We start from the raw sequence: 22,954 nt of genomic DNA on the forward strand, positions 1-22,954 counted from the left end.
CGGAAGCCCGCGAGATCAGCGCAGGAGTGGGCGCTCGAGCTCGGTCGTTCGGGAAGCGAGCTGACGGCTCCTCGCACACAGCGGACTCATTCGGTCTCCAGCTTGTGCAGGATCGGGCGCAGGCGGGCAACGGTTCGCGCGTCCTCGACAGCGATGTCGCCGGTGGAGTCGAAGCGCTCGTCGCGGTCGACGAGGGAGCGGAGCTTCTTCGCGACCGCGCGGCGGACCGTTTCCGGTGCCGCCGCCAGCCGTTCGGCGAGGCGGAGGCCGAGCTCGCGCGCCCACCGGTCGGTCACGGCCCCCGCGACGACCTTCACGATTCGTGCGGGAGCGTCGGGCAGGGGCAGCCCGACGTCGAGGAGGGCGATCGCGGCGGCGGCGCTCGTCTTGACGATCGGGCCGTTGTAGTCCTTGCGGTCGGTGACGACGAGATCGGTGAGCAGCGCCTCGAAGTCGGTGCACGCCTCGGGCGGTAGCAACTGTCGGGCGCGCCAATCGAGCGCGAGACCGATCGCTTCCTCGATGGGGCCGCGACCGGCGTCGATGATGCTGCGGAGCACAGGCCAGCCGGTTGCGGCCTCGTCCGAGTCGACGGCGGCGAGGATGCGCAGCGCGGTGAGCTGGTTACCTCGCTGGTGGTCGCTTGTCGCGGCCTTCGTGCCTACGAGGCCGCGACACCAGTCGAGGAAGCGCCGGTCGGTGGGGTCAGCCCAGTGCGCGAGCACCTCTGACTCCTTGTGCTCGAGGTCGGCGTCGAGGACATGATGGAAGTCATCCGTGTCCTTCGTCAGGCGTGCGAGAGCGAGCAGCACGGTCGCGTCGCCGGTGACGCTCGCCTCGCGGACACGGTCGATACCGGCGGTGTCGCCCCACGTCGCCAGCGCGTCGGCGGACTGCCTCGGCGCGACCGCGAGAAGTTCCCGGACCTCGGACAGCGCGTCCGCGGCAGCCTCGGCGGGCCAGGAGGCCAGCAACTCGACGAGGTGTCCGGCGCCGTCGCGGGACGGATCGGCAGGAGGCTTCTGCCGCAGCGCCTGCCGGATGCCGGCGACGACCATGGTGGAGGACGGTGCGTGCTCGCGCACGAGCGCGTAGCCGAGCGCGGAACGTCCCGACGCGGAGGTGGCAACCATGAGGCCGCGTGCTGCGGGGTTCGTGAGCAGGGCCTGGGCCATCGGGCGAGCCCACCGTCCGTCGCCGGCCCGCAGCAGGGCGAGCGCGGCATCTGTCCGAGCATCCGTGTCGAAGGTGCTCGACCCGATGGCGGAGGTGTCACCGGTGGTGACCCGCTCGGCGAGGGCAACGAGCGCGTCGCGGACTTCGGGTGTCGCCGGGCACTGCCGGAGCGCTGCGATCATCGACTCCGGCCCGGCTTCGGGGAGCGCCGCGAGTGCGAGCAGACGACGGACCGCGGCCGGAGCGTTGCTCCGGGAACCGACGACGACATCGACGAGCCCGGCGATCGTCGTCTCGTCCGGCATCGGCAGCGCAGCGAGTACGTGAGCCGACGCCTCGGGGTTGGTCGCGCTCAACCACTCCGGAAGGTTTCCGACATCGAACGCGATGTGCGAGGCCACCTCGACGGCGAGCTCCCATCCCGTGACGAGCGCGTCGAGGTCCGTGGTCTCGGTGCTCCCGGCCGCGATCCGCGCGAGCGTCGCCGCCATCATCAGGCCGGGATCCCCGTCGGCGAGAGCCGCCGCGACATCGGCACCGAGAGTCGTGAGCGCGGCGACACATGCCTGCTCGACCTGCGCGGCCGGGCGTGCGTCAGCCCGTGCCGAGAGTGTTTCTACCGCAGCGGAATCGGCCGTGCGGGCCGCGGCCTGCAGCAGTGCCGAGGCCGCGGCTTCCGGGCCGTCGTCGGCGATCAGTGGTCGTACGAGCGCTGCGATTCCGAGTAACGAGTCTCGGGCCGAGCGGACGAGGGCAGCCGTCTCGACGTCGTCCACCCCGACCTGTTCATAGTCGTGCACCGCGTCGGCGAACATCAGCAGCAACCACGCCGTGCCCGCAGCATCCGCGGTCTGCCGGGCGCCGAGCACCGACGCGATGGACGTCATCGCAGGCTCGGTCGAGTCGTAGAGGGTTCCCTGATGCAACACCGCCGACGACAGCTCGTGCAGCGATTCCTCGACTGTCTCCGCCCCGGTCAGTCCCTCGATCCAGCCCGGCACGTCGCTCGCATCACCGTATGCGTGCTCCAGCGTCGGCCAGTCGACGTCGGCGAGGTGGGTGCGCCAGTGCGCGCTGTTCATGGGTCTCCTTGCCGTGGGACAGCCCGATGTCGGGCAGGCCGTTGTACAGCTTCGCCGCGTCCGCGACGGGCTGCACCGAGTCGGTGTGCCGCCGCCTGGCGTCGGTGGTCGCCGAGGAGTCTGCCATTGCCGGCGTGCGCTCGGCGGGGGAGGACGCGAGGTCTAGGCTCGTCGCACCGCAGAAGCTGAGATGAGGAGGGGCCGTGTTCAGTCGGTTCGTGGCGATCGGTGACAGCCAGAGCGAAGGACTCAACGACGGGGACGACCAGCTGGGCTATCGAGGCTGGGCGGACCGGCTCGCCGAGCGGCTTGCGGAGATCAACCCCGAGATGCTCTACGCCAACCTCGCGATCCGGGGCCGGCTGGCCCGCCAGGTGCGGGAGGAACAGTTGGCCCCCGCGTTGGCGCTCGAGCCCGACCTGGCATCCGTCGTCGCCGGCGTGAACGACCTGCTGCGACCGAAGTTCGAACCTGTCGCGATAGCAGCCGAACTGGAGATCGGGTTCGAGGCGCTGACCGCGTCGGGCGCGCGGGTGCTGACGATGGCGTTCCCCACGCTCGGGGCGGGCATGCCGGGCGGCCGGGCGATCATGGCGCGGATCTCGGCGCTGAACGAGGAGATCCGGGCGGCCGCGGCACGGCACGGTGTCGCGGTGATCGACCTCGAGGTGTACCCGGTCGCGACGGACCCGCGGCTGTGGAGCTGGGATCGACTGCACCTCAACGCGGATGGCCACGACCGTCTGGCCGCGGCCGCGGCGACGGCGCTGGGAGTGCCCGGCACCGACCTGCGCTGGCAGGACAGTCTGGGTCCGCTGCCGCCGGTCACCGCACTCGGGCGAATTCGTGCCGACACCGAGTGGGCGGTCCGGTTCCTCGGGCCATGGCTCGGGCGTCGCGTGCGCGGGACGTCGTCGGGCGCCGGGCGCGTCGCGAAGCGACCGGAACTTGCTCCGGTCCGGCGGGATGGCGAGCGGGATACGACATCGGCCTGAGCGCCCATTCCTTGCCTCGTTCCGCGGAAGCCCGCGAGATGAGAGGAGGAGTGGGCGCTCAGGCCGACAGGGGTCAGCGGGCCGCGCCGCGTCCGCGGACCCGTCCGAGCACCAGCAGCGCCACGAGGGTGACCAGGAGCAGCAGGGTGGTGTTCGCGGCGGCCTGGAACACCTGGCCGCGGTCGGTGAGGCCGAAGATGGCCACCGGCAACGTCTTCCACGTCGCCGGGTACACCATGATGGTGGCGCCCAGTTCGCCCATCGACAGCGCGACGGACAGGCCCGCGGCCGCGCCGAGGGCGGGCACCAGCAGCGGCAGCGTGATCCGGAACAGGACCCGGACGGGGCCGGCGCCGAGGGATTCGGCGGCCTGACGGTAGGCGGGGTCGAGACGGTCGAGTGCGGCGGAGACCGAGCTGAACGCGAAGGCCAGCACCAGCACGGCGTGCGCGAGGATGACGATCCACTTGGTGCCGCCGAGGAGCAGCGGCCGCTCGTTGAACGCGATGAGCATGCCCAGGCCGATCGCGACGGACGGCAGCGCCACCGGGAGGTGGAAGACCGCGTCGGTGACCTTGCGCAGCCACACCGGCGCCTCGCGCGCGGCCAACGCGGCCCAGGCCCCGAGGAACAACGCGATGCCGCCGGCAATGATCGCGGTCTGCAGGCTCACCGTCATGCTCGCGAGGTTGTCGTCGGACAGTGCCGCCGACAGGTTCTTCGTCCCCAGGTTCGAGGGCAGTGGGCCGTTCCACGCGCCCGCGAGCGCGGCGGCGATCACCGTCGCGATCGGGGCGACGAACACGGTCATGACGACCGCGCCGAAGAACGCCAGCGTGAGGTACCTAGCGCGTCGGGTCCAGAGCAGCACGGCTGCCTCCCATCAGTCGGGTGAACAGGAACCGGTAGCCGCCGTACAGCGTGAGCGACAGCGCCACCTGGACGGTCGCGATCACCGCGGCGCCGGGGAGGTCGAAGGTGACGATGCCGTGCGTGTAGATCAGCACCGGCAGGGTCATGACGTCCTTGGCTCCGGTGAACAGCACGATGCCGAACTCGTTGAGCGTCAACAGCAGTACCAGCGAGCCGCCCGCCATCAGCGCCGGCCAGGCCTCGGGCAGGATCACGGTGCGCAGCACCCGCAGGGGAGAGGCACCGAGGCTCGCGGCGACGTCGAGTTGCTCGCGGGGCATCTGGGTGAACGCCGCGAGCAGCGGTCGCACCACGAACGGGGTGAAGAACGTGATCTCGGCGGCGATCACGCCGAGCGGGGTGTTGAGGAAGTTCAGTGGCACCCGGTCGGCGCCCGCGATGCGGCTGATCAGTGCGTTCACGGCACCGGCGGTGCCGTACAGGAACGTGAACGCGAGCGTGACGAGGAACGAGGGCAGCGACAGGATGGTGTCGATCAGGCGTCCCACCACCTTCGACCCGGGGAACGGCACGAACGCGAGGACCAGCGCCAGGAACGTGCCGAGCACGAGGCACCCGAGCGTGGAGGCGAGCGCCACTTCGATCGTGCGCCACAAGGTCTTTCGGAACGACGCCGACCACAGCATGTCTGTCCACGCCGACCAGCCCCGGCCGGTGTCGGTGACGGTGGACTCGGCCAGCACTCGCGCCATCGGGTACACCGCGAACCCGATCACCAGCAGCAGCGGCGGAAGCACCCACAGCCCGGACCGCCACCGCGACGGCTCCGGCCGGGTCGGCGGGTCGGCGGCGACCGGGGCCTCGAGGAGGGCGGTCACGACACCGCCTCCGGGGCCGGCACCAGGACGGCGCCCCGCTCCGGGAAACGCAGCCCGACCTCGGTGCCCACCGGACGTTCGTCGTGGCCGGGCACGTCGACGTCGATCGGCGTCTCGGGCAGTCCGGGTAGCGCGATCGTGACCCGCGTCGACGACCCGCGCCACACGCTCGCGACGATGCGGGCCGGCAGCGCCCCGCGTTCGGCGGGGGAGGTGAGGGTGATCGCGTGCGGTCGCAGGCACAGCAGGGCGCCGGCGTCGGACTCCCACTCGGTGCGGCCGATCTCGGGCTGGGGTGCGTGCGCGGTGACAGGCGTGCCGCCCACGGACACCAGTGCCGACGTTCCGATCACCCGGGTCACCGTGCAGGGCAGCAGGTTCGCGCCGCCGAGGAACGCGGCGGTGAAGCTGCTCGGCGGGCGCTTCCACAGGTTCTCGGCGGTGTCGACGTCCACCAGGCGGGCGTCGCGCATGACGGCGATGCGGTCGGCGAGTGCCAGCGCCTCGGACTGGTCGTGCGTCACGTAGAGCATCGCGGTGTCCGGGAGCGCCGCCCGCAGTTCCTGCAGTTCGGTGAGCATGCTCTGGCGCAGTTGCGCGTCGAGGGCGGCGAGCGGCTCGTCGAGCAGCAGCACCTTGGGGCGGATGGCGAGTGCGCGGGCGATCGCCACGCGCTGCTGCTGACCGCCGGACAGCTCTCGTGGCAACCGCTTGCCGTAGGCCGACATGCCGACCATCGCGAGGGCATCGGACACCCGGTCCGCGATCTCCGACCGCGGAACACGCTGTGCGCGTAGTCCGAATGCGACGTTGTCGGCGACCCGCATGTGCGGGAACAGGGCATACGACTGGACGACGACGCCGATGCCACGCTTGGCCGGGGGCAGATCGGTGACGTCCTCGCCGCCGAGTCGGACGGTCCCTGAGGTGGGCCGGGTGAAGCCGGCCAGTGCCTTGAGCGCGGTGGACTTACCCGACCCGCTGGGGCCGAGCAGGGCTACGGTCTCGCCGCGGGCGACCCGCAGGTTGAAGTCGACCAGGGCCCGGGTGGTCCCGCGGCCGCGGCCGTAGGAGACGGTGACCCGGTCGAACGTGATGGCCGGAGCGGAGTGCGCGGTCGCGCCGCCGTTGCGGGCTCTGGTGCCGAGGGACCGCCCGGACTCGAATCGAGACATGTCAGTTACCGGTGGCCTTCTGGTAGGCGGCGATGTCGGCGTCGAGCGAGGCGAGGACGTCGTTCCAGTTCGGGGTCCACACCTCGACACCGTTCACGAGCCCGGTCGGGGTGGACTTGTCGGTGGAGGTGCCCGCCGCGTCACGGACGTCGGTGCGCACCGAGACGCCGAGCGCGTCGGTGGCGACCGTCTTCTGCGCCTTCTCCGACAGCAGGTACTCCATCAGCTTCTTGGCGTCGTCGGAGTGCGGGGCGCCCTTCGCCAGGCCCATCACGTACGGCAGTGCGACCGTGGTGCGCTTGCCGCCGTCGGCGGGGAAGAAGATGTCGAACTTGGAGCCGTCATCCTTGATGGACGCGAGGTTCATCTGGACGTCGCCGTTCGCGACGAGCAGTTCACCGTTGCTGACCTTGGGCTGCAGCTTGCCGGTGGACGACGACGGTCCGACGTTGTTGGCCTGCAGCTTCGCGAGGTAGTCCAGCGCGCCCTCCTTGCCCTTGAGATGCTGGAGCAGCAGCAGGACGGCGGTGCCGTCGCCGGCCTGGCCGGGGGTGGAGTACTGCAGCTTGCCCTTGAACTGGTCGGTGAGCAGGTCGTCCCACGTGGCCGGGGCCGGGTTGGCGCCGGGGTTGGCGATGAACGACAGGTAGTTGTCGACCAGGGGTACGTACTTGCCCTCCGGGTCCTGGACGTCGGCGGGGACGGCGGAGGTATCGATGCCGCTGGGCTCGAGCAGTCCCTGTGCGTCGGCCTTCTGGATGAACGGCGGCAGCGTCACCACGACGTCGGCCTGCGGGTTGGACTGCTCCTTCTCCACGCGGGAGACGACCTCGCCGGAGCCGGCCTCGACGAGGTTGACGGCGATGCCCGTCTCCTCGGTGAACGCGGCGAACTGGGTCTTGTACCAGCCGGCGAGGCCGTCGGCGCTGTAGACGGTGACGGTACCGCCGTCGCCGGTCGCCGCGGTGCCGGTGCCGCCGCAGGCGGTCAGGGTGAGGGCCGCGGTCGTCATCGCGATCGCCGCGATACCGACACGGAAACGCTCGGTGTTCCTGCTCATTCGGATGTCCTTGTCTGGGTGAGGGATTCGAACGGTGACGGGAGGGGTCAGTTGCTACGGGAGAGAACGAGATCGGTGAACTCGCGGACCGACGGCACCACGTGGGTGGGATTCGCGGTGCGCAGTTGCTGCTCGTCGTGCGCGCCGGTGAGGGTGCCCGCCACGATGGCGGCGCCGGCACGCAGGCCGCTGGTGACGTCGTTGGCGGTGTCGCCCAGCACCGCAACCTCTTTCACGTCGTCGATGCCGAGACGCATGAGGGCGGTGAGGATCAGGTCCGGGTAGGGGCGCCCGCGTCCCGCCTCGGCGGGGGCGAGGGTGAGGTCCGCCAGCGTCTGCCAGCCCAGCGCGGCGAGGAGCTTGTCCTGCGTGGTGCGACTGAACCCGGTGGTCAGTGCCACCTTGACGCCAGCATCACGCAGCGCCGTGATCGACTCGGCGGCACCGGGAATCGCGGTGGCGCCGCCCTCGTCGACGAGGCGGTCGTACTCGGCCTCGAACGCGCGGTTCGCGGCCTGGGCCCGGTCCTCGTCGCCGAACAGCGCGCGGAACACGACGATCTTGGACTGACCCATCGTGTCGAGCACGTACTGCCGGGCGGCGCCGGCCTCGGGGCCGGTCGTGGGCAGCCCGGCCGCGACGCCGGCCGCGTCGAACGCGTGCAGGACGAGGCCGTCGTCGGCGACGGTGGTGCCGGCCATGTCGAGGACGGCGAGCTTGATGGTGGTCACGGTGGCTCCTGTGGGGTTCGGGGCTCAGAGGCCCAGCTGGTCGGCGGTCTGTTCGGCGAGGGCGGGGCCCAGGGTCATGCCGCGTCCGCCCGGCCCGGCGACCACCCACACGCCGTCGGCCGGCTGTGCGCGGTGCACCAGTTGCTGCGGGTCCAGGCACTGGCTGTACACCCCGGCCCAGCGCTTGACGATCGGCGGCAGGTCCCGGCCGAGCAGTTCCTCGACCACGCTGGTCAGGTGCCGGTACGGGGCCTCGTCGACGTCGAAGTCGAACGGCTCGTCGTACTCGTGGGTGTCGCCGATGGTCAGGCCGCCGTGCAGGCGCTGCACGCACAGCAACTGCATCCGGTGCTCGGCGGCGGTGGGCTCCTGCGGTTGGGCGTCGCGCAGGGCGTCGAGGGCCGACCCTGCGAAGGCAGGGTAGTAGCGCATGCTGTCGCCGTCGGCGATCGCGGTGGTGAGCGCCTCGCCGAGCGGTGCGGTCTGCATCATCTGCAGGCGCACCCGGCGCAGCGGCAGGTCGCCGGCGAGATCGCGGGCCAGGCCGCCGAGCGTCGCGCCAGGGCACACGATGACCAGGTCGGCGTCGAACGTGCGCTCGTGGTCGTCGCGGATGCGGACGCCGGTCGCAGTGGAGGTGATCTCGCGGGCCTCGGTGCCGGCGTGGAAGGCGTAGCGGCCCGACGCCTCCAGATGACGGCGGACGGCGGGCAGTGCGACGCGGGACTCCACTGCACCGTCCCGGGTGCAGTGCAGGCCGGCGAGGAACTTGCCCCGCAACGCGGGATTGACGGCGCGGACCGCGTCGGGCTCGAGCAGTGTGAAGCCGCGGACGTCGGCGTCGTCGCGGGCCGCCATGTCCTCGGCGACCGCGACTTCCTCGGGGGTGCGCAGCAGTGTCATCGAGCCCGCGGCGCGGAAGCCGATCCCGGGGACGCGGCGGGCCAGGTCGGCCCACAGTTCACGGGAGCGCAGCGACGCGTCCAGTTCGTGTTCGGCCCGACCGGACACCCACACCAATCCGAAGTTGCGCACGGTGGCACCGCGCGCCTCGGGTTCGCGTTCGAGATGGATGACGTCGTGTCCTCGACGGATCGCCTCGTCGGCGTGTGCCGTTCCGAGGATTCCTCCGCCCACAATTGCAATTCGCATGGGACACAGCATGCGCATTGGTCTAGACCATCTGGGGGATGTTCGGGAAACGTCAGATGAACAATTGGTATAGACCGTATTTGTGTAGTCTGCAGGCATGAACGACAACACGATCGTGCTCGAAGAGACTGCCGCGCTGCTGGATTCGTTGCGCGGGATCTTCGACGGGGAAGCGGTCGACGAACTCGCCCACGCGCTGCAGGCGGCGGGCCACGCCATCGCCGACGGGGCCGACGACGAACTGGTACTGGCCTGCGCGCTGCACGATCTGGCACGCAGCCCGCTCGTCGGCGTCGAGGCCGCGACCGCGCACGACCGGTTCGCCCGGGAGTGGCTCACCCCGCGCTTCGGTGAGCGGGTGGGCTGGCTGGCCGGTGCACACGTCGCGGCCAAGCGGTTCCTGGTGGCCACCGAACCGGGCTACGGGCACGGGCTGTCCGCGGAATCCGTCGCGAGCCTGGGGCTGCAGGGGGGTCCGGCGGTGGAGGAGGCATGGACCTCGCACCCGTGGTGGCCGGATGCGGTGCGGTTGCGCCGGTACGACGATCGCGCGAAAGTGCCGGGCGCGCAATCCCCGTCGATCGACGACGTCGTCGTGGTGGCACGACGCGTGCGCGATGGGCTGGGGGTGTCCCGATGACCGCCGAGAGCCTGCCCAAGCACTACCTGGTTCGGACGCATGTCGAGGATCTGCTCGCCGACCTGTCCGAGGGCGATTCCGTCCCCGCCGAGCGGGAACTCGCCGCGCGGTGCGCCGTCTCGCGCGAGACGGTGCGGCAGGCGCTGCACGAGTTGCTCGTGGCGGGCCGCATCGAACGCCGCGGTCGGGGGACCGTCGTCGCGCGACCCAAGCTCGTCCAACCGCTCTCGCTCGGTTCCTACACCGAGGGTGCGCTCAGTCAGGGCCGGGAGCCGGGGCGTTTCCTGGTGCGGTGGGAGGAGATCGACGCTCACGCGAAGCTCGCTGACATCCTGGAGATCGCAGTCGGTGAACCGGTGATCCACCTCGAACGTGTGCTCCTCGCGGACGGTGAGCGCATCGGTCTCGAGAGCACGTACCTGCCGCAGCGGCGGTTTCCGGATCTGCACGACACGTTCGATCCCGAGACCTCGCTGTATGCCGCGATCCGGGCGCGGGACATCGTGTTCACCACGGCGACCGAACGCATCGAGACCGCGCTGCCGACGCCGCGGGAGGCGGCACTGGTGGAATCGAGCACCGCGATGCCGATGCTGAAACTGCACCGCGTCTCCCGCGACGCCGACGGTGTGCCGATCGAGCGCGTCCGGTCCCTCTACCGCGGGGACCGGATGGCGTTCGTCACCGAACTGCGCTGATCACGAAGCCAGGATCCGGGCCTTCTCGGCGGCGAACTCGGCGTCCGTGAGCACACCCTGGTCCCGGAGTTCACCGAGTTGTTTCAGGGCGGCGATCCGGTCGGGGCCTCCGGCGGGCGGTGGGGCAGGCGGCGGGGGAGGTGGTGGCGCCTGGGGTGCCGCATATTGCGGGGCCGGCTGTTCGGCCGCCCACCGCTGGCCCTGGCGTCGGGACACTCGATTCGAGACCGCCGTCGCGGTTCCGGCCACTGCGGCGGTACGTGCGATTCCGCGGAGAAGTCCGGGCATGGTGTGCTCCTTGATCGTCAGCTGGCGGTGTCGAGCGACTCGAGGTTCTCCAGAATCGTCTGGAGGGGGATGCGCCCCGTGGCCACGAGCTGCGCGCCGCTGTGGCGCAGTGCTGCCGCGAAGGGGGCAGCCCAGCGGTTCTCGTACACGAGAACCGCTGCGGAACAGTCTGGTTCGAGGATGGCGGCGGCTTCCTCGAGGTCGCTCTCCTTCAGCAGATCCGATGACGCCTCTGCGAACAGCGTCACGTCGATCTCACCTTCGAAGCCGACGTCGTCGATCTCGATGCCCGACAGCGATCCGTCGGCCTCCTTGCGGACGAACGCGAGGTCGAGCACGCGGATGATGCCGCGTTCGACGAGCCCGCGGAGGATGGGTAGTGCGGAGCCGTCGGGTTGCCGATCGGCCGGAAACTCCACGACGAGATAGTCGATGGGCCCGAGATCGTCGAGTTCGGTGTCGTTCACTGCGGAGCCTCTCTTTCCGGAAAACAGGTGGACCGCTCGGTCGACGTGAAGTACCTCCCCGTCCCCGTTCGCCCAACAATCGTCTGGGTCTGCCGACGCGTGGTCAAGCTCGAAACGGCATCGAAGTCAGTGCAATTCGAGGCGAACGGCGCGAGTGTCTCGAACACCCCCGACCGGACACGAACCTCTCGGTGATCGTGTCGAATTCCGCGACGAGCGACCCCTGCGGAGAGAGAGAATGGGATGCGCGGCCCGGTCGGGCCGGCACCGAAGGGATGGCCATGTCCCGAGGACGTGTCCGTCGCGCGACGTACTGAGGGCCGTGGATGACGTGAGCAAGAAGGCTGGGGGCGGGAAGCCCGGCAAGCGCGCGGGGCCGCCCGGTGGGCGCACCCCCGACGCCGGTGAGCTGACGGAGACAGGCACCGTCGAATCTGCGGCGCCGATGAAGAACAAGGACTACCGGCGGGAGCTCAAACCGCTCCACGCCGAGCTGGTGGCGATGCAGGAATGGGTCAAGGCGTCCGGCGCGAAGGTGTGCATCGTGTTCGAGGGCCGCGACACGGCCGGCAAGGGCGGCGTCATCAAGGCGATCACCGAGCGGGTCTCACCCCGGGTGTTCCGGGTCGTGGCCCTACCCGCGCCGACCGATCGTGAGAAGTCGCAGATGTACGTGCAGCGATACATGCCGCACCTACCCGCGGCCGGCGAGGTCGTCATCTTCGATCGCAGTTGGTACAACCGTGCGGGCATCGAGCGCGTCCTCGGCCTGTGCACCGAGGACCAGGCGCGGCAGTTCCTCCAGATCATTCCGACCGTGGAACGCGCGATCGTCGAATCCGGCGTCATCCTGCTGAAGTACTGGCTCGAGGTCGGTCAGGACCAACAGACGCTCCGTCTGCAGAGTCGCATCGACGACCCGCGAAAGATCTGGAAGCTTTCCCGGATGGACCTGGAGTCGTACAGCCACTGGTTCGATTACTCGCGGGCCAGGGATGAGATGTTCCGGTTCACCGACACCGGCTGGGCGCCGTGGTACGTCGCGCTCAACGACGACAAGAGACGCGGACGCCTCAACGTCATCAGTCACCTGCTGAGTCAGGTTCCCTACGAGCCGCTGGAGCATCACGACGTCTCCTTGCCCGAGCAGCAGAGCGCCGAGGGCTACCGACCGCCCACTCAGCCGCTGCACTGGATTCCGACGCCGTTCTGACATCCCCGAGTCACCGGGCAAGGAGGAGGCGCGATGGCCACCGAACACCCCGTGCCCGATCGGGCGCAGTCCCCCAGGGACGGGGAGCCCCGGTCGGAATGGCACATCCGTGACGCCGACGCCGTCGTGTCGGCCCTGGACTCCGACCGCCGTACCGGACTGACGACCGACGAGGCCGACGCGCGGCGCGGGCGGTACGGCGTCAACGAGATCGCCTCAGAGCCCGCCCCGTCGATCTGGGCGGTGGCTCTGCTGCAGCTGAAGGATCCGATGAACCTGATGCTGGTGGCGGTGGTGATCGTCAGTCTGATCATCGGGGAGATCCCGACCGCGCTCGTGGTGGTGGCGCTGGTCGTCCTCAACATCGTGCTGGGCACGCAGCAGGAACTGAAAGCGCGAGCCAGCGTCGACGCCCTGGCCCGGATGCAGATTCCGCAGGCACGGGTCATCCGTGACGGCACACTGATCCAGCTGCCCGCACCGGATCTCGTCCCCGGCGACATCGTCGAACTCGAGGCCGGGGACCTCGTCCCCGCGGACGGCCGACTGCTGCGCTCGGCCACCCTGGAAACCCAGGAGGCGGCGCTGACGGGGGAGAGCGCGCCCGTCGCCAAGGATCCGCAGACACTCGATGCCGTGGATGTCCCACTCGGCGATCGCAGCAACATCCTGTTCCAGAACACCTCCGTCACCCGTGGCACCGCGACGATGGTCGTGACGGAGACCGGCATGCGGACCGAGATGGGGCGGATCGCGTCGATGCTGTCGGCGATCGCTCCCGTCAAGTCTCCGCTGCAACGAGAACTCGATTCGCTGACCAAGGTGCTCGGCGTCATCGCGTGGGTCGCGGTGGCGATCATCGTCGTCATCGGACTGCTGCGTGGGCAGGATCTCACCACCGTCATGCTGCTCGGCATCTCGATGGGGGTGTCCGCGATCCCGACCGGTCTGCCGACGTTCGTGCAGGCCATGCTGGCGTACGGCGCTCGCAGGCTGGCCGATGCGAAGGCGGTCGTCAAGAACCTCAGCGATGTCGAAACCCTCGGCGCGACAAGCGCGATCAACTCCGACAAGACCGGCACCCTGACGATGAACCAGATGACGGTCCGGTCGCTGTACTTCCACTGCCGGTGGTTCACGGTGGACGGCGAGGGCTACAGCAAGATCGGGACCGTCGCGCACGTCGCGGGGGAGCCGGTTCCGGACTTCACGCTGTTGGCGTACGGGCTGTGCCTCGACAGCGATGCCACCGTCACCGACAGCGGGGAGGTGGTCGGCGATCCCACCGAGGCCGCGCTGGTCGTCCTCGCGGCCAAGCTCGGGGTCGACGCCCCGAGCACCCGGCGCACGTATCCGCGGGTGGCGGAGGTTCCGTTCGACTCCGCATACAAGTTCATGTCGACGTTCCACCAGCTACCGGTCGACGGCGACACCCGGTTCGTCGAGCTCGTCAAGGGCGGACCGGACGTGGTTCTCGCGCGGTGCGGGTCCGCCTTCCGGCCGGGTCGGGAACTGGTTCCCCTCGACGACGTCCGCGACGAGATCACGGCTGCCAATCGCGTGATGTCCGAAAAGGGCCTTCGTGTCCTGGCTTTCGCCGCCCGCATCCTCGACGGCCAGGAACGAGCGGTGACCGACGATCCGATGGCGTTCGTCGAGGACCTCGTCTTCGTCGGCATGGTGGGCATCATCGACCCGCTGCGGCCGGAGGCGATCGATGCCGTGCGCACCGCGCACACCGCGGGCATCGACGTCCGCATGATCACCGGCGACCACGCGGTGACCGCGTCCGCGATCGGCGCCGAACTCGGACTCGGGCCGGGGGCGATCGGCGGCGCCGAACTCCAGGCCATGACCGATGAGGAACTTGCGGCCGCGCTGCCGGAACTCCACGTCTTCGGCCGCGTCACACCGCAGGACAAGCTCCGTCTCGCGGGCGTCATGCAGCAGGGTGGCGCGATCGTGGCGATGACCGGTGATGCGGTCAACGACGCCGCCGCACTGAAGAAGGCCGACATCGGTGTCGCGATGGGGTCGGGCAGCGAGGTGACCAAACAGGCCGGCAAGCTCATCCTCACCGACGACAACTTCGGGACCCTGGTCACCGCGATCCGTCTGGGTCGCAGCATCTACGACAAGATCGTGTCGTACATCCGCTACCAGATGTCCAAGCTGTTCTCCCTGGTGCTGCTGTTCCTGGTGGCCAGCGTGTTCGGGATCAACGACGGCGTCGCACTCACACCGCTGATGGTGCTGTTCCAGCACTTCTTCATCACGCTGTTCCCGGTGATCGTCATCATGCAGGACCCGCCACCACCCAATCTGATGGACAAGCCGCCCCGGGACCCGGGCCGGCCGATCGCCAACAAGCGGTCGTTCGTGCAGTGGTTCGCGTACGGGGCCCTCCAGTTCGCGGTCACCCTGGCGGCGATGCTCCTGGCCCCCGGACCGATGAGCCCGACCGAACCGAACGTCCCGATGACGATGGCGTTCGTCGTGCTGTCCTTCGGTTCCATCCTCGCCGGGCTGGTTCTGCGGCGTGATCCCGACTCCGGGCTCACCGCACCGATTCTCGGCGCGATCAAGATCCTGTCGATTCCGACCGTCGTGACGGTGTTCGCGGTCGAACTCGGCTTCCTCCAGGACCTTCTCACCACCACGACGCTGACCGGCGGCCAGTGGCTCGCGTGTCTCGGGTGGTCGCTGATCGTCCCGGTCGTGATCGAGGCGGAGAAGGCGCTGCGACGCCGACGCCGACGGAGGTCGGCGCCGCCCGCACCGATTCCCGCGGCGGAGGTGGTCGCGCCGCAGCGCGCACATCTGCGTTGATCCGCTTCCCGCGCCCGCGGACCGATAGCCCCGAATCCCCGTGCCGGCAGCGGGTGTGGGGGCGATAATTCGAGGATGCCCTGGAGGGAGAGCCTCGGACGGCTACCCGGGGTGGCGACGGCCCGGGAGTACCAGCGCGGATGGTTGCGCACCGACGTCACGGCCGGCCTCGTCCTCACCGCGTTGCTGATCCCGGCCGGCATGGGCTATGCGGAGGCCGCCGGACTCCCCGCGTACGCCGGGCTGTACGCAACGATCGTGCCGCTGCTCGCCTACGCCGTGGTGGGCCCGTCGAAAATCCTTGTGCTCGGTCCCGATTCGTCGCTGGCGCCGTTGATCGCCGCGGCGGTGCTGCCGCTGGCGGCCGTCGGTGACCCGGAGAGCGCACTCGCCCTCGCCGGGGTACTCGCCATCCTGGTCGGGGCGACCCTCATCATCGCTGGGTTCCTGCGTCTGGGCTTCGTGACCGAGTTGCTCTCGAAGCCCATCCGGCTCGGCTATCTGAACGCGATTGCGCTCATCGTCGTGGTCGGACAGCTGCCGAAACTGCTCGGCTTCTCCGTCGACGCGTCCGGCCTGCTGGGCGAGATCGCCGCCATCGGCACGTCGATTCTCGCGGGCGACAGCACCCCGGTCGCCGCCGCGGTGGGCATCGGTTCGTTCGCCGTCATCATGGCCTTCCGGGTGTGGCTGCCCCGCGTTCCCGGTGTCCTCGTCGCCGTCGTGGGATCGATCGCGCTCTCCGCGGCGATCGGACTCGACGAGGAGATCGGGATGGTCGGTGCGCTGCCCAAGGGGCTGCCGCTGCCGCAGTTCGGCGGCGTCGACTGGCAGGACACACTCGCGCTGATCGGTCCGGCCGCCGGCATCGCGCTCATCGCCTTCGCCGACACCGGCGTGCTGTCGCGGACCTTCGCGGCCCGCCGTGGTGAGGAAGTCAACGGCAGCACGGAGATGAAGGCGATCGGGGCGGCCAACGTGGCGAGCGGCCTGTTCGGCGGATTCCCGATCTCGGCCAGCGGTTCCCGGACCCCGGTGGCCGAGCAGAGCGGTGCGCACACGCAATTGGCGGGCGCGGTCGGAGCGGTGGCGGTGTTGGTGTTCGTGCTCGTGGCCCCCGGGATCACCGCCTACCTGCCCGACGCCACCCTGGCAGCGGTGGTGATCGTCGCGGCGTCGGCGTTGATCGATGTGCGCGGAATGGTCTCGATGTGGCACATGAGTCGGGTGGAGACCGGTCTCGCCATCGCCGCGTTCCTCGGTGTCGCACTGGCGGGAGTCCTCCAGGGCATCCTGGTCGCGATCGGGCTGTCGTTCGTCGCGGTCGTCGCGCGGGCGTGGCAGCCGTACCGCACGGAATTGGTCGAGACGTCCGGGACCGGATTCCACGATGTCGCCCGGCACCCGGAAGGGCACCGCATCCCCGGTCTGGTGCTGGTCCGGTTCGATGCGCCACTGTTCTTCGCGAACGGCGGGATCTTCGACGACTACGTGCGGTCGGTCGTGGCGCGGGCGCAGACCCCGGTCGCATGGGTGGTGATCGCCGCCGAACCGATCACCGGTCTGGACACCACGGCCGTCGACGAACTCGTCGATCTCGACCGCTATCTCGAAGGTCGAGGTATTCGGTTGGCCTTCGCCGAGATGAAGGGGCCCATCAAGGACCGCCTCGTCCAGTTCGGTGTCGGCGATCGGTTCGATGCCACCCACTTCTACCCCACACTCGACGCCGCGGTCGACGACTTTCACCGGCGTGCACATCCGCGCGAAGGCGCCTGACGCGATGGACCCGGAATCGGGAAACCGCCGCGGGCGCACCGAGGATCGGCGGACAATATCTTCATCGCACCCGATGGTCGGGCCTCGGCCGCGCGGCAGGACGGTTCACCATGCCGGACATCGACAGACAGCAACCTGGAGTGGCGACGCTCAGCCGGGCCGAGCGCGCCGAGCGTGGTCTGGCCGCCAGGCGCGCGACTCCGTTCTCGGCCCTCGCCGAATGCACGACCGGTGCCCGGCGCGATCCGATCGGCCTGCTCGAGCAGCAGTCCGCGGCCCGCATCCCGGACCTCGTCCGGGTGCGGTACGGGCGCATGGCGAGCAGCCCGTTCGCCTTCTACCGCGGCTCCGCGCTGATCATGGCCGACGACCTGTCCAGCGCGCCCCGGACGGGACTGACCGTGCAGTTGTGCGGGGACGCGCACCTGAGCAACTTCGGGATCTTCGCCACCCCCGAACGGATGCAGGCGTTCGATATCAACGACTTCGACGAGACGTACCCGGGGCCGTTCGAGTGGGACGTCAAGCGTCTTCTTGCGAGCCTCGCGGTGGCGGGCCGCGAGCGGGGGCTCGGCGGCAAACAACGGACGAAGGTCGTCCGCGCGTGCGCCGCGGAGTACCGCGAAACCATGCTGCAGCAGGCGGAACGGGGGAACCTCGCGGTCTGGTACTCACACATCGAGCCCTCCGCCGAATTGGTCGCGCTCCGCGACGAACTCGACACGTCCTCGAAGAAGAGCATGCGCAGAACCCTCGAGAAGTCGTGGCACCGGGACAGCGTCCATGCCCTGGCCAAACTGACCACGGAGGTGGACGGCCGCCGGAGGGTCGTCAGTATGCCACCGCTGATCGTGCCGATCGAGGAGGTCTTCGCCGAGGCGGACGCCGAGTCGCTGTTCGAGGAGCTGCGTGGACGGCTGGACGACTATCGGGAGACGTTGCAGGACAACCGCCGGGTGCTGCTGCGACAGTTCGAGTTCGTCCAGGCAGCACGCAAGGTGGTCGGAGTGGGCAGCGTGGGAACCCAGGCGTGGATTCTGCTGTTGCAGGGCGTCGACGGTGACCCGCTGTTCCTGCAGGCGAAGGAGGCGCGGCCGTCGGTGCTCGCGAACTACGTGGACGGCCCGTCGTTCACGAACCAGGGGGAGCGCGTCGTGGCGGGACAGCGGTTGATGCAGGCCGCGAGCGACATCTTCCTCGGATGGCAGCAGGGGGCGGACCCGGACGGGGTGGTCCGGGACTTCTACGTGCGTCAACTGCGCGACGGCAAGGGCTCGGCGGTAATCGAAGCGATGACGCCGTCGGGCATGGAACTGTACGGGCGGCTGTGCGGACGGGTACTGGCCTACGGCCACGCCCGCTCCGGGGACCGGATCGCGATCGCCGCCTACCTCGACTCCGGAAGCGAATTCGACAAGGCCGTCACCGAGTTCGCCGAGTCGTACGCCGACCAGAATGCCCGCGACCACGCGGTCCTGCTCGAGGCCATCGACGAACGCCGTATCGCCGCACAGTTCGGGGTGTGACCAAAGTGCGCGGCGCAGTGTCCGATACCGATGAGGACTGAGATGGGCAACGAGAACACGGACACCCGGCCGCGGGTTCGCCGATGGTGGGCCCGAGCCGCATTCGTGGCGGCATTCGGTGCGGCCGCAACGCCGATCGCGTTCGCCGGGTTGTTCGGCACCGCCGCCGTGCTGGCGGTGGGCATCGGCGGCGTCGCGGCGACAGTGGCGGCGTCGTACTGGTTTCTCACCAGTCACGGCGTGCTACGCGCGATCTCGTCGGTCCTGGTGGTGCTCGCGCCGATCGTCGTACTCGTCCTATTGCTCCGCGCCGATCTGCTGTGGGCGGTGGTGCTCTCGTGCGTGCTGCTGCTCGCGGCCGTCCTGTGCGCCCGCGCCGCGCTGGGGGAGCCCGAGAAGAACGCGATGCCCGAGTACACCGCCCCCGCCCCACGTCGGCCGTTCCTCCTGATGAATCCGCGCTCGGGCGGCGGCAAGGTGGCGAAGTTCGGTCTGCAGCGCAAGGCCGAAGACCTCGGGGCCGAGGTGATTCTGCTCGACGGACCGGAGAACGCCGACGTCGCCGCACTGGCGCGGCGGGCCGTCGAACGCGGCGCGGATCTGCTCGGTGTCGCCGGCGGCGACGGCACACAGGCCCTGGTGGCCGCCGTCGCGGCCGAGCACGACCTGCCGTTCCTGGTGATCAGTGCCGGAACCCGCAACCACTTCGCGCTGGATCTCGGGCTGGACCGAGACGACCCTGCCACGTGCCTCGATGCGCTGGCCGACGGCGTCGAGGTGCGTGTCGATCTCGGATGGATGAACGGGCACCCGTTCGTCAACAACGCCTCGTTCGGGGTGTACGCGGAATTGGTGCAGAGCCCGGCCTACCGCGACGACAAGACGGGAACCGTGCTGGAGATGCTGCCCGAGCTGCTCGACCGCCATCGGGGCTATCTGCTGACCGTGGAGATCGGCGACGTCACGGTCGGCGGTCCACAGGCGGTCCTGGTGAGCAACGGCCCCTACCGCACCGGTGATCTCGTGGGTATGGGACGGCGAGAACGCCTGGACGACGGTGTCCTGGGCGTGGTGACGATGTCGGTGAACAGTGCCCGGGAAGCCGTCGGTCTGCTGCAGGGCGCTCATGCGCGGGGGGTGAGCACGGCCCGCGCGGCCGAGGTCGTCGTCGACGCCGATCAGTCGGTGATACCGGTGGGCGTCGACGGAGAATCCCGGATGGTCCGCACCCCGGTTGTGTGCACCATCGCGCCCGCGGTGCTGCGGGTGCGTCTGCCGCGGCACCGGCCGGGTGCGCTTCCGAAGAAGCCGGGAATCGAACTGGCGCGCCTGTACCGACTGACGGGCTGGCCGACCGGGTTCTCCCAGCGGAATCGGGTCCCGCGAGGGTGACCCCTTCCGGCGGGCGCCGGTGGACCCCGGGGCTATCGACCGACGAGTTCGAGCGCCAGCCGTACGTAGAGGTTCACTTCCTCCACGGCGTACAGGATGACGATCTCGGGGCTGTCGCCGTGGTCGCTTCGCGCCATCAGGGTGATGCGGGGCGGCTCGGCGTCGGCGTGAAGCGTGAGATCGCTCTGCCGGCTTCGGCTCATGCGCTCGAATGCCTCGGCCCACTCGGGGCGGATGTCGCCGCCGAGTTCGGCGTCGACACGGACGATGTCGCCCGACACGGTCGAGACGACGTTACTGACCTTGACCGGAGCCCACCGACGTTCGGTGGCCCGCGACTGCTGGCCCATTGCCACCCTCACTTCTGATCAGGTTGACCCGCCACCATACCCAAACTGGGGACAAACGCATCTCCGTCGAAATCGACCCCCAAAACTGGAACGCGTTCTACTCTGGGCCTCTCGGTACACCATCGCGAGGGGGAGACATGACGATCGACGTCAGCTACGGGGGCACCAAACGGGAGATGGTGACGGACGAGGGGGTTCTCCGCTACCACGTGGCCGGCGCCGAGGATGCGCCGCCGCTGCTCCTGCTGCACGGCTCCGGGCCGGGTGTGTCGGGCTGGCGCAACTACCGCGGCAACCTCGGGGTCTTCGCCGAGCACTACCGCTGCTACATCCTGGAGTTTCCGGGGTTCGGCGTGAGCGACCCCACCGAGGGGCACCCGGTTCTCGCGGCCGGGTCGGCGGTCACCGGCTTCATGGACGCCCTCGGGATCGCGTCCGCGGCGATGGTCGGCAACTCGATGGGTGGGATCGTCGCCGTCAATCTCGCGATCCACGCCCCCGCCCGGGTGAGCAGGCTGATCACGATCGGAGGGGTGGGCCCACACGTCCTCAGCCCCGATCCCAGCGAGGGCCGACGGTTGCTGCACGACTTCGTCGCCGACCCGTCGAAGGAGAATCTGGCCCGCTGGCTGCGGGCCATGGTCTACGACACCGACGTCGTCACCGAGCAGTTGATCGAGGAGCGATGGGAGGCGGCCCGAGATCCGGATTCGCTCGAAGCCGCGCGGGTCATGTACGGTGCGGAATCCTTTGCGCTGCAGCAGCAATCCCTGCTCCGGTCTGGACGGCCGCCATACTGGGCGATGATGCACAAGGTGTCGTGTCCCACGATGCTGACGTGGGGCCTCGACGACCGGATGAGTCCTCCCGACATGGGGATGGCGTCGATGCGCCTCATCCCGGACGCCGAGTTGCGGGTCTTTCCCAAGTGTGGGCACTGGGTGATGATCGAGGCGAAGACGGCGTTCGAGCGCTCCGTGCTCGAGTTCCTGCAGCGCTGACGCTTCGGCCGCCGGCTGCGACCGGGCACGCGGTCAGGGCCGAAGGATCCTGCGAGCGTGACGGATCTCCGGAACCCCGATGAGCTTGGCCGCCAGCGCGAAGGCGGCGATTCCGGTGAGGGTTCCGGCGACCAGCGCCGCGGCCGCACCGGTCCGGGGATCGCCCAGATGGGACTTCGTCGCGTGCGTGACGACGAAACAGATGGCGCCGGAGATCGTCGCCGCGGCGACGACCCGGACCGCGGTGTCGCGCACGTGATGGAAGCCCAGCAGCCCGAACCGCCTTCGCAACAGGACATGTCCCAGCATCGCCCCGACGACGTAGGAGACGGAACCGGCGACGCACAGCATCAGCACCACGCCCTGATCAGGCAGTGTCGTCACCGCGACCGCGATGACCGCGATCTTCGTGGTCACCATCGCGATGTTGATCAGTGCCGGTGTGCGGGTGTCGTGGTCGGCGTAGAAGACCCGTAGTTGGAGCATCACGATTGCGAACGGCGCCAACCCGAACGCCGAAACGGCCAGCGCCGTGCCGATCAGGTGGGCGTCGGCCGGGTCCACACGACCGACGAAGATGACTGTCGCCAACGTCGGTCCCAGGACCATCAGGGCGGCCGTGACCGGGACGAGCGCGACCACCGAATACCGGGCGCCGCGCCCGAGGTCGGCCAGGACTGCGGCGTGATCGTTCTCGGCGACAGCGCGCGCGATGCGCGGCATCAGAACCGTCAGGAGCGAGACGCCCAGAATCCCGTACGGCACCTGGAAGAGCAGGTCCGCGTAGGTGTACGTGGAGACGCCGCCGTGGCTGAAGGCGACGCGCAGCACCACGACGACGCCGATCTGGCTGGTGACGACGTAGGCGAGGACCCATCCGATCAGCGGTAGCCCGGCGCGCACGGGACGCCACGTGTACGGCAGCAGACGAACCCTCCAGCGCCAGCGGAAACCGTTGCGCCGCAGAGCGAGGACGACGGTCGCCGCCTGTCCGACGATGCCCAGGGTGGTGCCGACGCCGATCACCGCCACCTGGGCCACGGTCATCGACTGCGGCGTGAGCGTGACCGGCCCCGGCAGCAGGACGAACACCGCCACCGTGGCCAGGACGATGCCGTTGTTGACCACGGGCGCCCAGGCCGCGGGGCCGTGGACGCCACGGACGTCGAGCACCGCCGTCGCCAGGGCCGCCAGTCCGTAGAAGAAGATCTCGGGCAGTAGGAGGTACGCGAACACGGTCGTCAGGTCCCGCTGCGCGGCGTCCTTGACGAACACCGACGAGACCAGCGGGGCGCACAGGACGGCGAGCACGGTGACCGCCGCCATCACGACCGTCGCGCCTGCCACCAGTCGCTGCGTGAACTCGACGTCCACCTGGCCGCCACGTAATCGTGAGCGCGTCAGGACGGGGATCAACACGCTCGTGAGCACACCACCGAGCAGCAGTGCGTACACCATGTTGGGAAAGCTGTTCGCGCCGTTGTAGGCATCGCCGACCAGCGCAGTCCCCAGCACCGCCGCCAGCGCCGCCGTGCGAACGAAACCCGTCACACGGCTGACCGTGCCGGCGACGGCGACTCGTCCCCCCGCCCGCGCGACCAGGCGTTCCGGCTCGTCATCCTGCCTGCGATGTCTCCCCATGATTTCAG

At 69.5% G+C, this 22,954-nt stretch carries 20 protein-coding genes; 9 read left to right on the forward strand and 11 right to left on the reverse strand.

Annotation, left to right across the window (positions count from 1 at the left end):
* Nucleotides 1-86 precede the first annotated feature (86 nt).
* Nucleotides 87-2,258: a hypothetical protein gene (locus DEU38_RS07400; RefSeq protein WP_114719585.1), complete on the reverse strand. Its 2,172-nt coding sequence runs from the start codon at nt 2,256-2,258 to the stop codon at nt 87-89.
* A 203-nt stretch (nt 2,259-2,461) separates the two neighbouring features.
* On the opposite strand from DEU38_RS07400, the gene DEU38_RS07405 reads away from it, so the two are divergent.
* Complete coding sequence (locus tag DEU38_RS07405; RefSeq protein ID WP_114719587.1) at nt 2,462-3,253, forward strand: SGNH/GDSL hydrolase family protein; 792 nt, start codon at nt 2,462-2,464, stop codon at nt 3,251-3,253.
* Between the two features lie 73 nt (nt 3,254-3,326).
* Here DEU38_RS07405 and DEU38_RS07410 read toward each other — a convergent pair whose 3' ends face one another.
* The 6 genes from DEU38_RS07410 to DEU38_RS07435 are packed head-to-tail and all read right to left on the reverse strand — an operon-like array spanning nt 3,327 to nt 9,122.
* Nucleotides 3,327-4,124: an ABC transporter permease gene (locus DEU38_RS07410; RefSeq protein ID WP_114719589.1), complete on the reverse strand. Its 798-nt coding sequence runs from the start codon at nt 4,122-4,124 to the stop codon at nt 3,327-3,329.
* Nucleotides 4,099-5,004 (reverse strand): 2-aminoethylphosphonate ABC transporter permease subunit, encoded by a 906-nt coding sequence (locus DEU38_RS07415; protein WP_114719591.1) that lies wholly within the window; start codon nt 5,002-5,004, stop codon nt 4,099-4,101. Before DEU38_RS07415 ends, DEU38_RS07410 begins: the two co-directional genes overlap by 26 nt.
* A complete protein-coding gene (locus tag DEU38_RS07420) occupies nt 5,001-6,179 on the reverse strand; it encodes an ABC transporter ATP-binding protein (protein WP_114719593.1) in 1,179 nt (392 codons plus the stop codon). Before DEU38_RS07420 ends, DEU38_RS07415 begins: the two co-directional genes overlap by 4 nt.
* 1 nt (nt 6,180) lies before the next feature.
* Nucleotides 6,181-7,239 carry a 2-aminoethylphosphonate ABC transporter substrate-binding protein gene (locus DEU38_RS07425; protein ID WP_114719595.1) on the reverse strand — a complete coding sequence of 353 codons (1,059 nt, stop codon included), beginning with the start codon at nt 7,237-7,239 and terminating at the stop codon, nt 6,181-6,183.
* A gap of 47 nt (nt 7,240-7,286) precedes the next feature.
* Nucleotides 7,287-7,970, reverse strand: coding sequence for a phosphonatase-like hydrolase (locus tag DEU38_RS07430; protein WP_114719597.1), 684 nt, complete (start codon nt 7,968-7,970; stop codon nt 7,287-7,289).
* Nucleotides 7,971-7,994: 24 nt separating this feature from the next.
* On the reverse strand, nt 7,995-9,122 hold the full coding sequence (locus DEU38_RS07435; RefSeq protein WP_181818696.1) for a TIGR03364 family FAD-dependent oxidoreductase: 1,128 nt from the start codon (nt 9,120-9,122) through the stop codon (nt 7,995-7,997).
* Nucleotides 9,123-9,219: 97 nt separating this feature from the next.
* On the opposite strand from DEU38_RS07435, the gene DEU38_RS07440 reads away from it, so the two are divergent.
* Nucleotides 9,220-9,762, forward strand: a complete 543-nt coding sequence (locus DEU38_RS07440) for an HD family phosphohydrolase (RefSeq protein WP_114719601.1) — start codon at nt 9,220-9,222, stop codon at nt 9,760-9,762.
* Entirely contained in the window at nt 9,759-10,460 is a 702-nt protein-coding gene (locus DEU38_RS07445) for a GntR family transcriptional regulator (RefSeq protein WP_114719603.1), read from the forward strand. The genes DEU38_RS07440 and DEU38_RS07445 overlap by 4 nt, the downstream gene beginning before the upstream one ends.
* Here DEU38_RS07445 and DEU38_RS07450 read toward each other — a convergent pair whose 3' ends face one another.
* Together DEU38_RS07450 and DEU38_RS07455 are read right to left on the reverse strand one after the other, a co-directional pair.
* Nucleotides 10,461-10,748, reverse strand: coding sequence for an SHOCT domain-containing protein (locus tag DEU38_RS07450; RefSeq protein WP_114719605.1), 288 nt, complete (start codon nt 10,746-10,748; stop codon nt 10,461-10,463).
* 17 nt (nt 10,749-10,765) lie between these two features.
* Nucleotides 10,766-11,215, reverse strand: a complete 450-nt coding sequence (locus DEU38_RS07455; RefSeq protein ID WP_114719607.1) for a DUF6325 family protein — start codon at nt 11,213-11,215, stop codon at nt 10,766-10,768.
* Nucleotides 11,216-11,624: 409 nt separating this feature from the next.
* Between DEU38_RS07455 and ppk2 the strand changes: the two genes are divergently transcribed.
* The 5 genes from ppk2 (at nt 11,625) to DEU38_RS07480 (ending at nt 19,954) form a co-directional block, all read left to right on the forward strand.
* Nucleotides 11,625-12,428, forward strand: a complete 804-nt coding sequence (gene ppk2 / locus DEU38_RS07460) for a polyphosphate kinase 2 (RefSeq protein ID WP_258557742.1) — start codon at nt 11,625-11,627, stop codon at nt 12,426-12,428.
* A gap of 33 nt (nt 12,429-12,461) precedes the next feature.
* Nucleotides 12,462-15,257 carry a cation-translocating P-type ATPase gene (locus tag DEU38_RS07465; protein ID WP_114719609.1) on the forward strand — a complete coding sequence of 932 codons (2,796 nt, stop codon included), beginning with the start codon at nt 12,462-12,464 and terminating at the stop codon, nt 15,255-15,257.
* A 75-nt stretch (nt 15,258-15,332) separates the two neighbouring features.
* Nucleotides 15,333-17,036 (forward strand): SulP family inorganic anion transporter, encoded by a 1,704-nt coding sequence (locus DEU38_RS07470; RefSeq protein ID WP_114719611.1) that lies wholly within the window; start codon nt 15,333-15,335, stop codon nt 17,034-17,036.
* Nucleotides 17,037-17,146: 110 nt separating this feature from the next.
* Nucleotides 17,147-18,562 (forward strand): DUF2252 domain-containing protein, encoded by a 1,416-nt coding sequence (locus DEU38_RS07475; protein WP_114719613.1) that lies wholly within the window; start codon nt 17,147-17,149, stop codon nt 18,560-18,562.
* Between the two features lie 42 nt (nt 18,563-18,604).
* On the forward strand, nt 18,605-19,954 hold the full coding sequence (locus DEU38_RS07480; RefSeq protein ID WP_114719615.1) for a diacylglycerol kinase family protein: 1,350 nt from the start codon (nt 18,605-18,607) through the stop codon (nt 19,952-19,954).
* Between the two features lie 32 nt (nt 19,955-19,986).
* Here DEU38_RS07480 and DEU38_RS07485 read toward each other — a convergent pair whose 3' ends face one another.
* Nucleotides 19,987-20,316 (reverse strand): hypothetical protein, encoded by a 330-nt coding sequence (locus DEU38_RS07485; protein ID WP_258557695.1) that lies wholly within the window; start codon nt 20,314-20,316, stop codon nt 19,987-19,989.
* Nucleotides 20,317-20,447: 131 nt separating this feature from the next.
* Between DEU38_RS07485 and DEU38_RS07490 the strand changes: the two genes are divergently transcribed.
* Nucleotides 20,448-21,305, forward strand: a complete 858-nt coding sequence (locus DEU38_RS07490) for an alpha/beta fold hydrolase (RefSeq protein WP_114720002.1) — start codon at nt 20,448-20,450, stop codon at nt 21,303-21,305.
* A gap of 33 nt (nt 21,306-21,338) precedes the next feature.
* On the opposite strand, the gene murJ is transcribed toward DEU38_RS07490, so the two are convergent.
* A complete protein-coding gene (murJ, locus tag DEU38_RS07495) occupies nt 21,339-22,946 on the reverse strand; it encodes a murein biosynthesis integral membrane protein MurJ (protein ID WP_114719619.1) in 1,608 nt (535 codons plus the stop codon).
* Nucleotides 22,947-22,954 lie beyond the last annotated feature (8 nt).

Origin of the sequence: Rhodococcus sp. AG1013, from assembly GCF_003350365.1 — a bacterium.
GTDB lineage: Bacteria > Actinomycetota > Actinomycetes > Mycobacteriales > Mycobacteriaceae > Prescottella.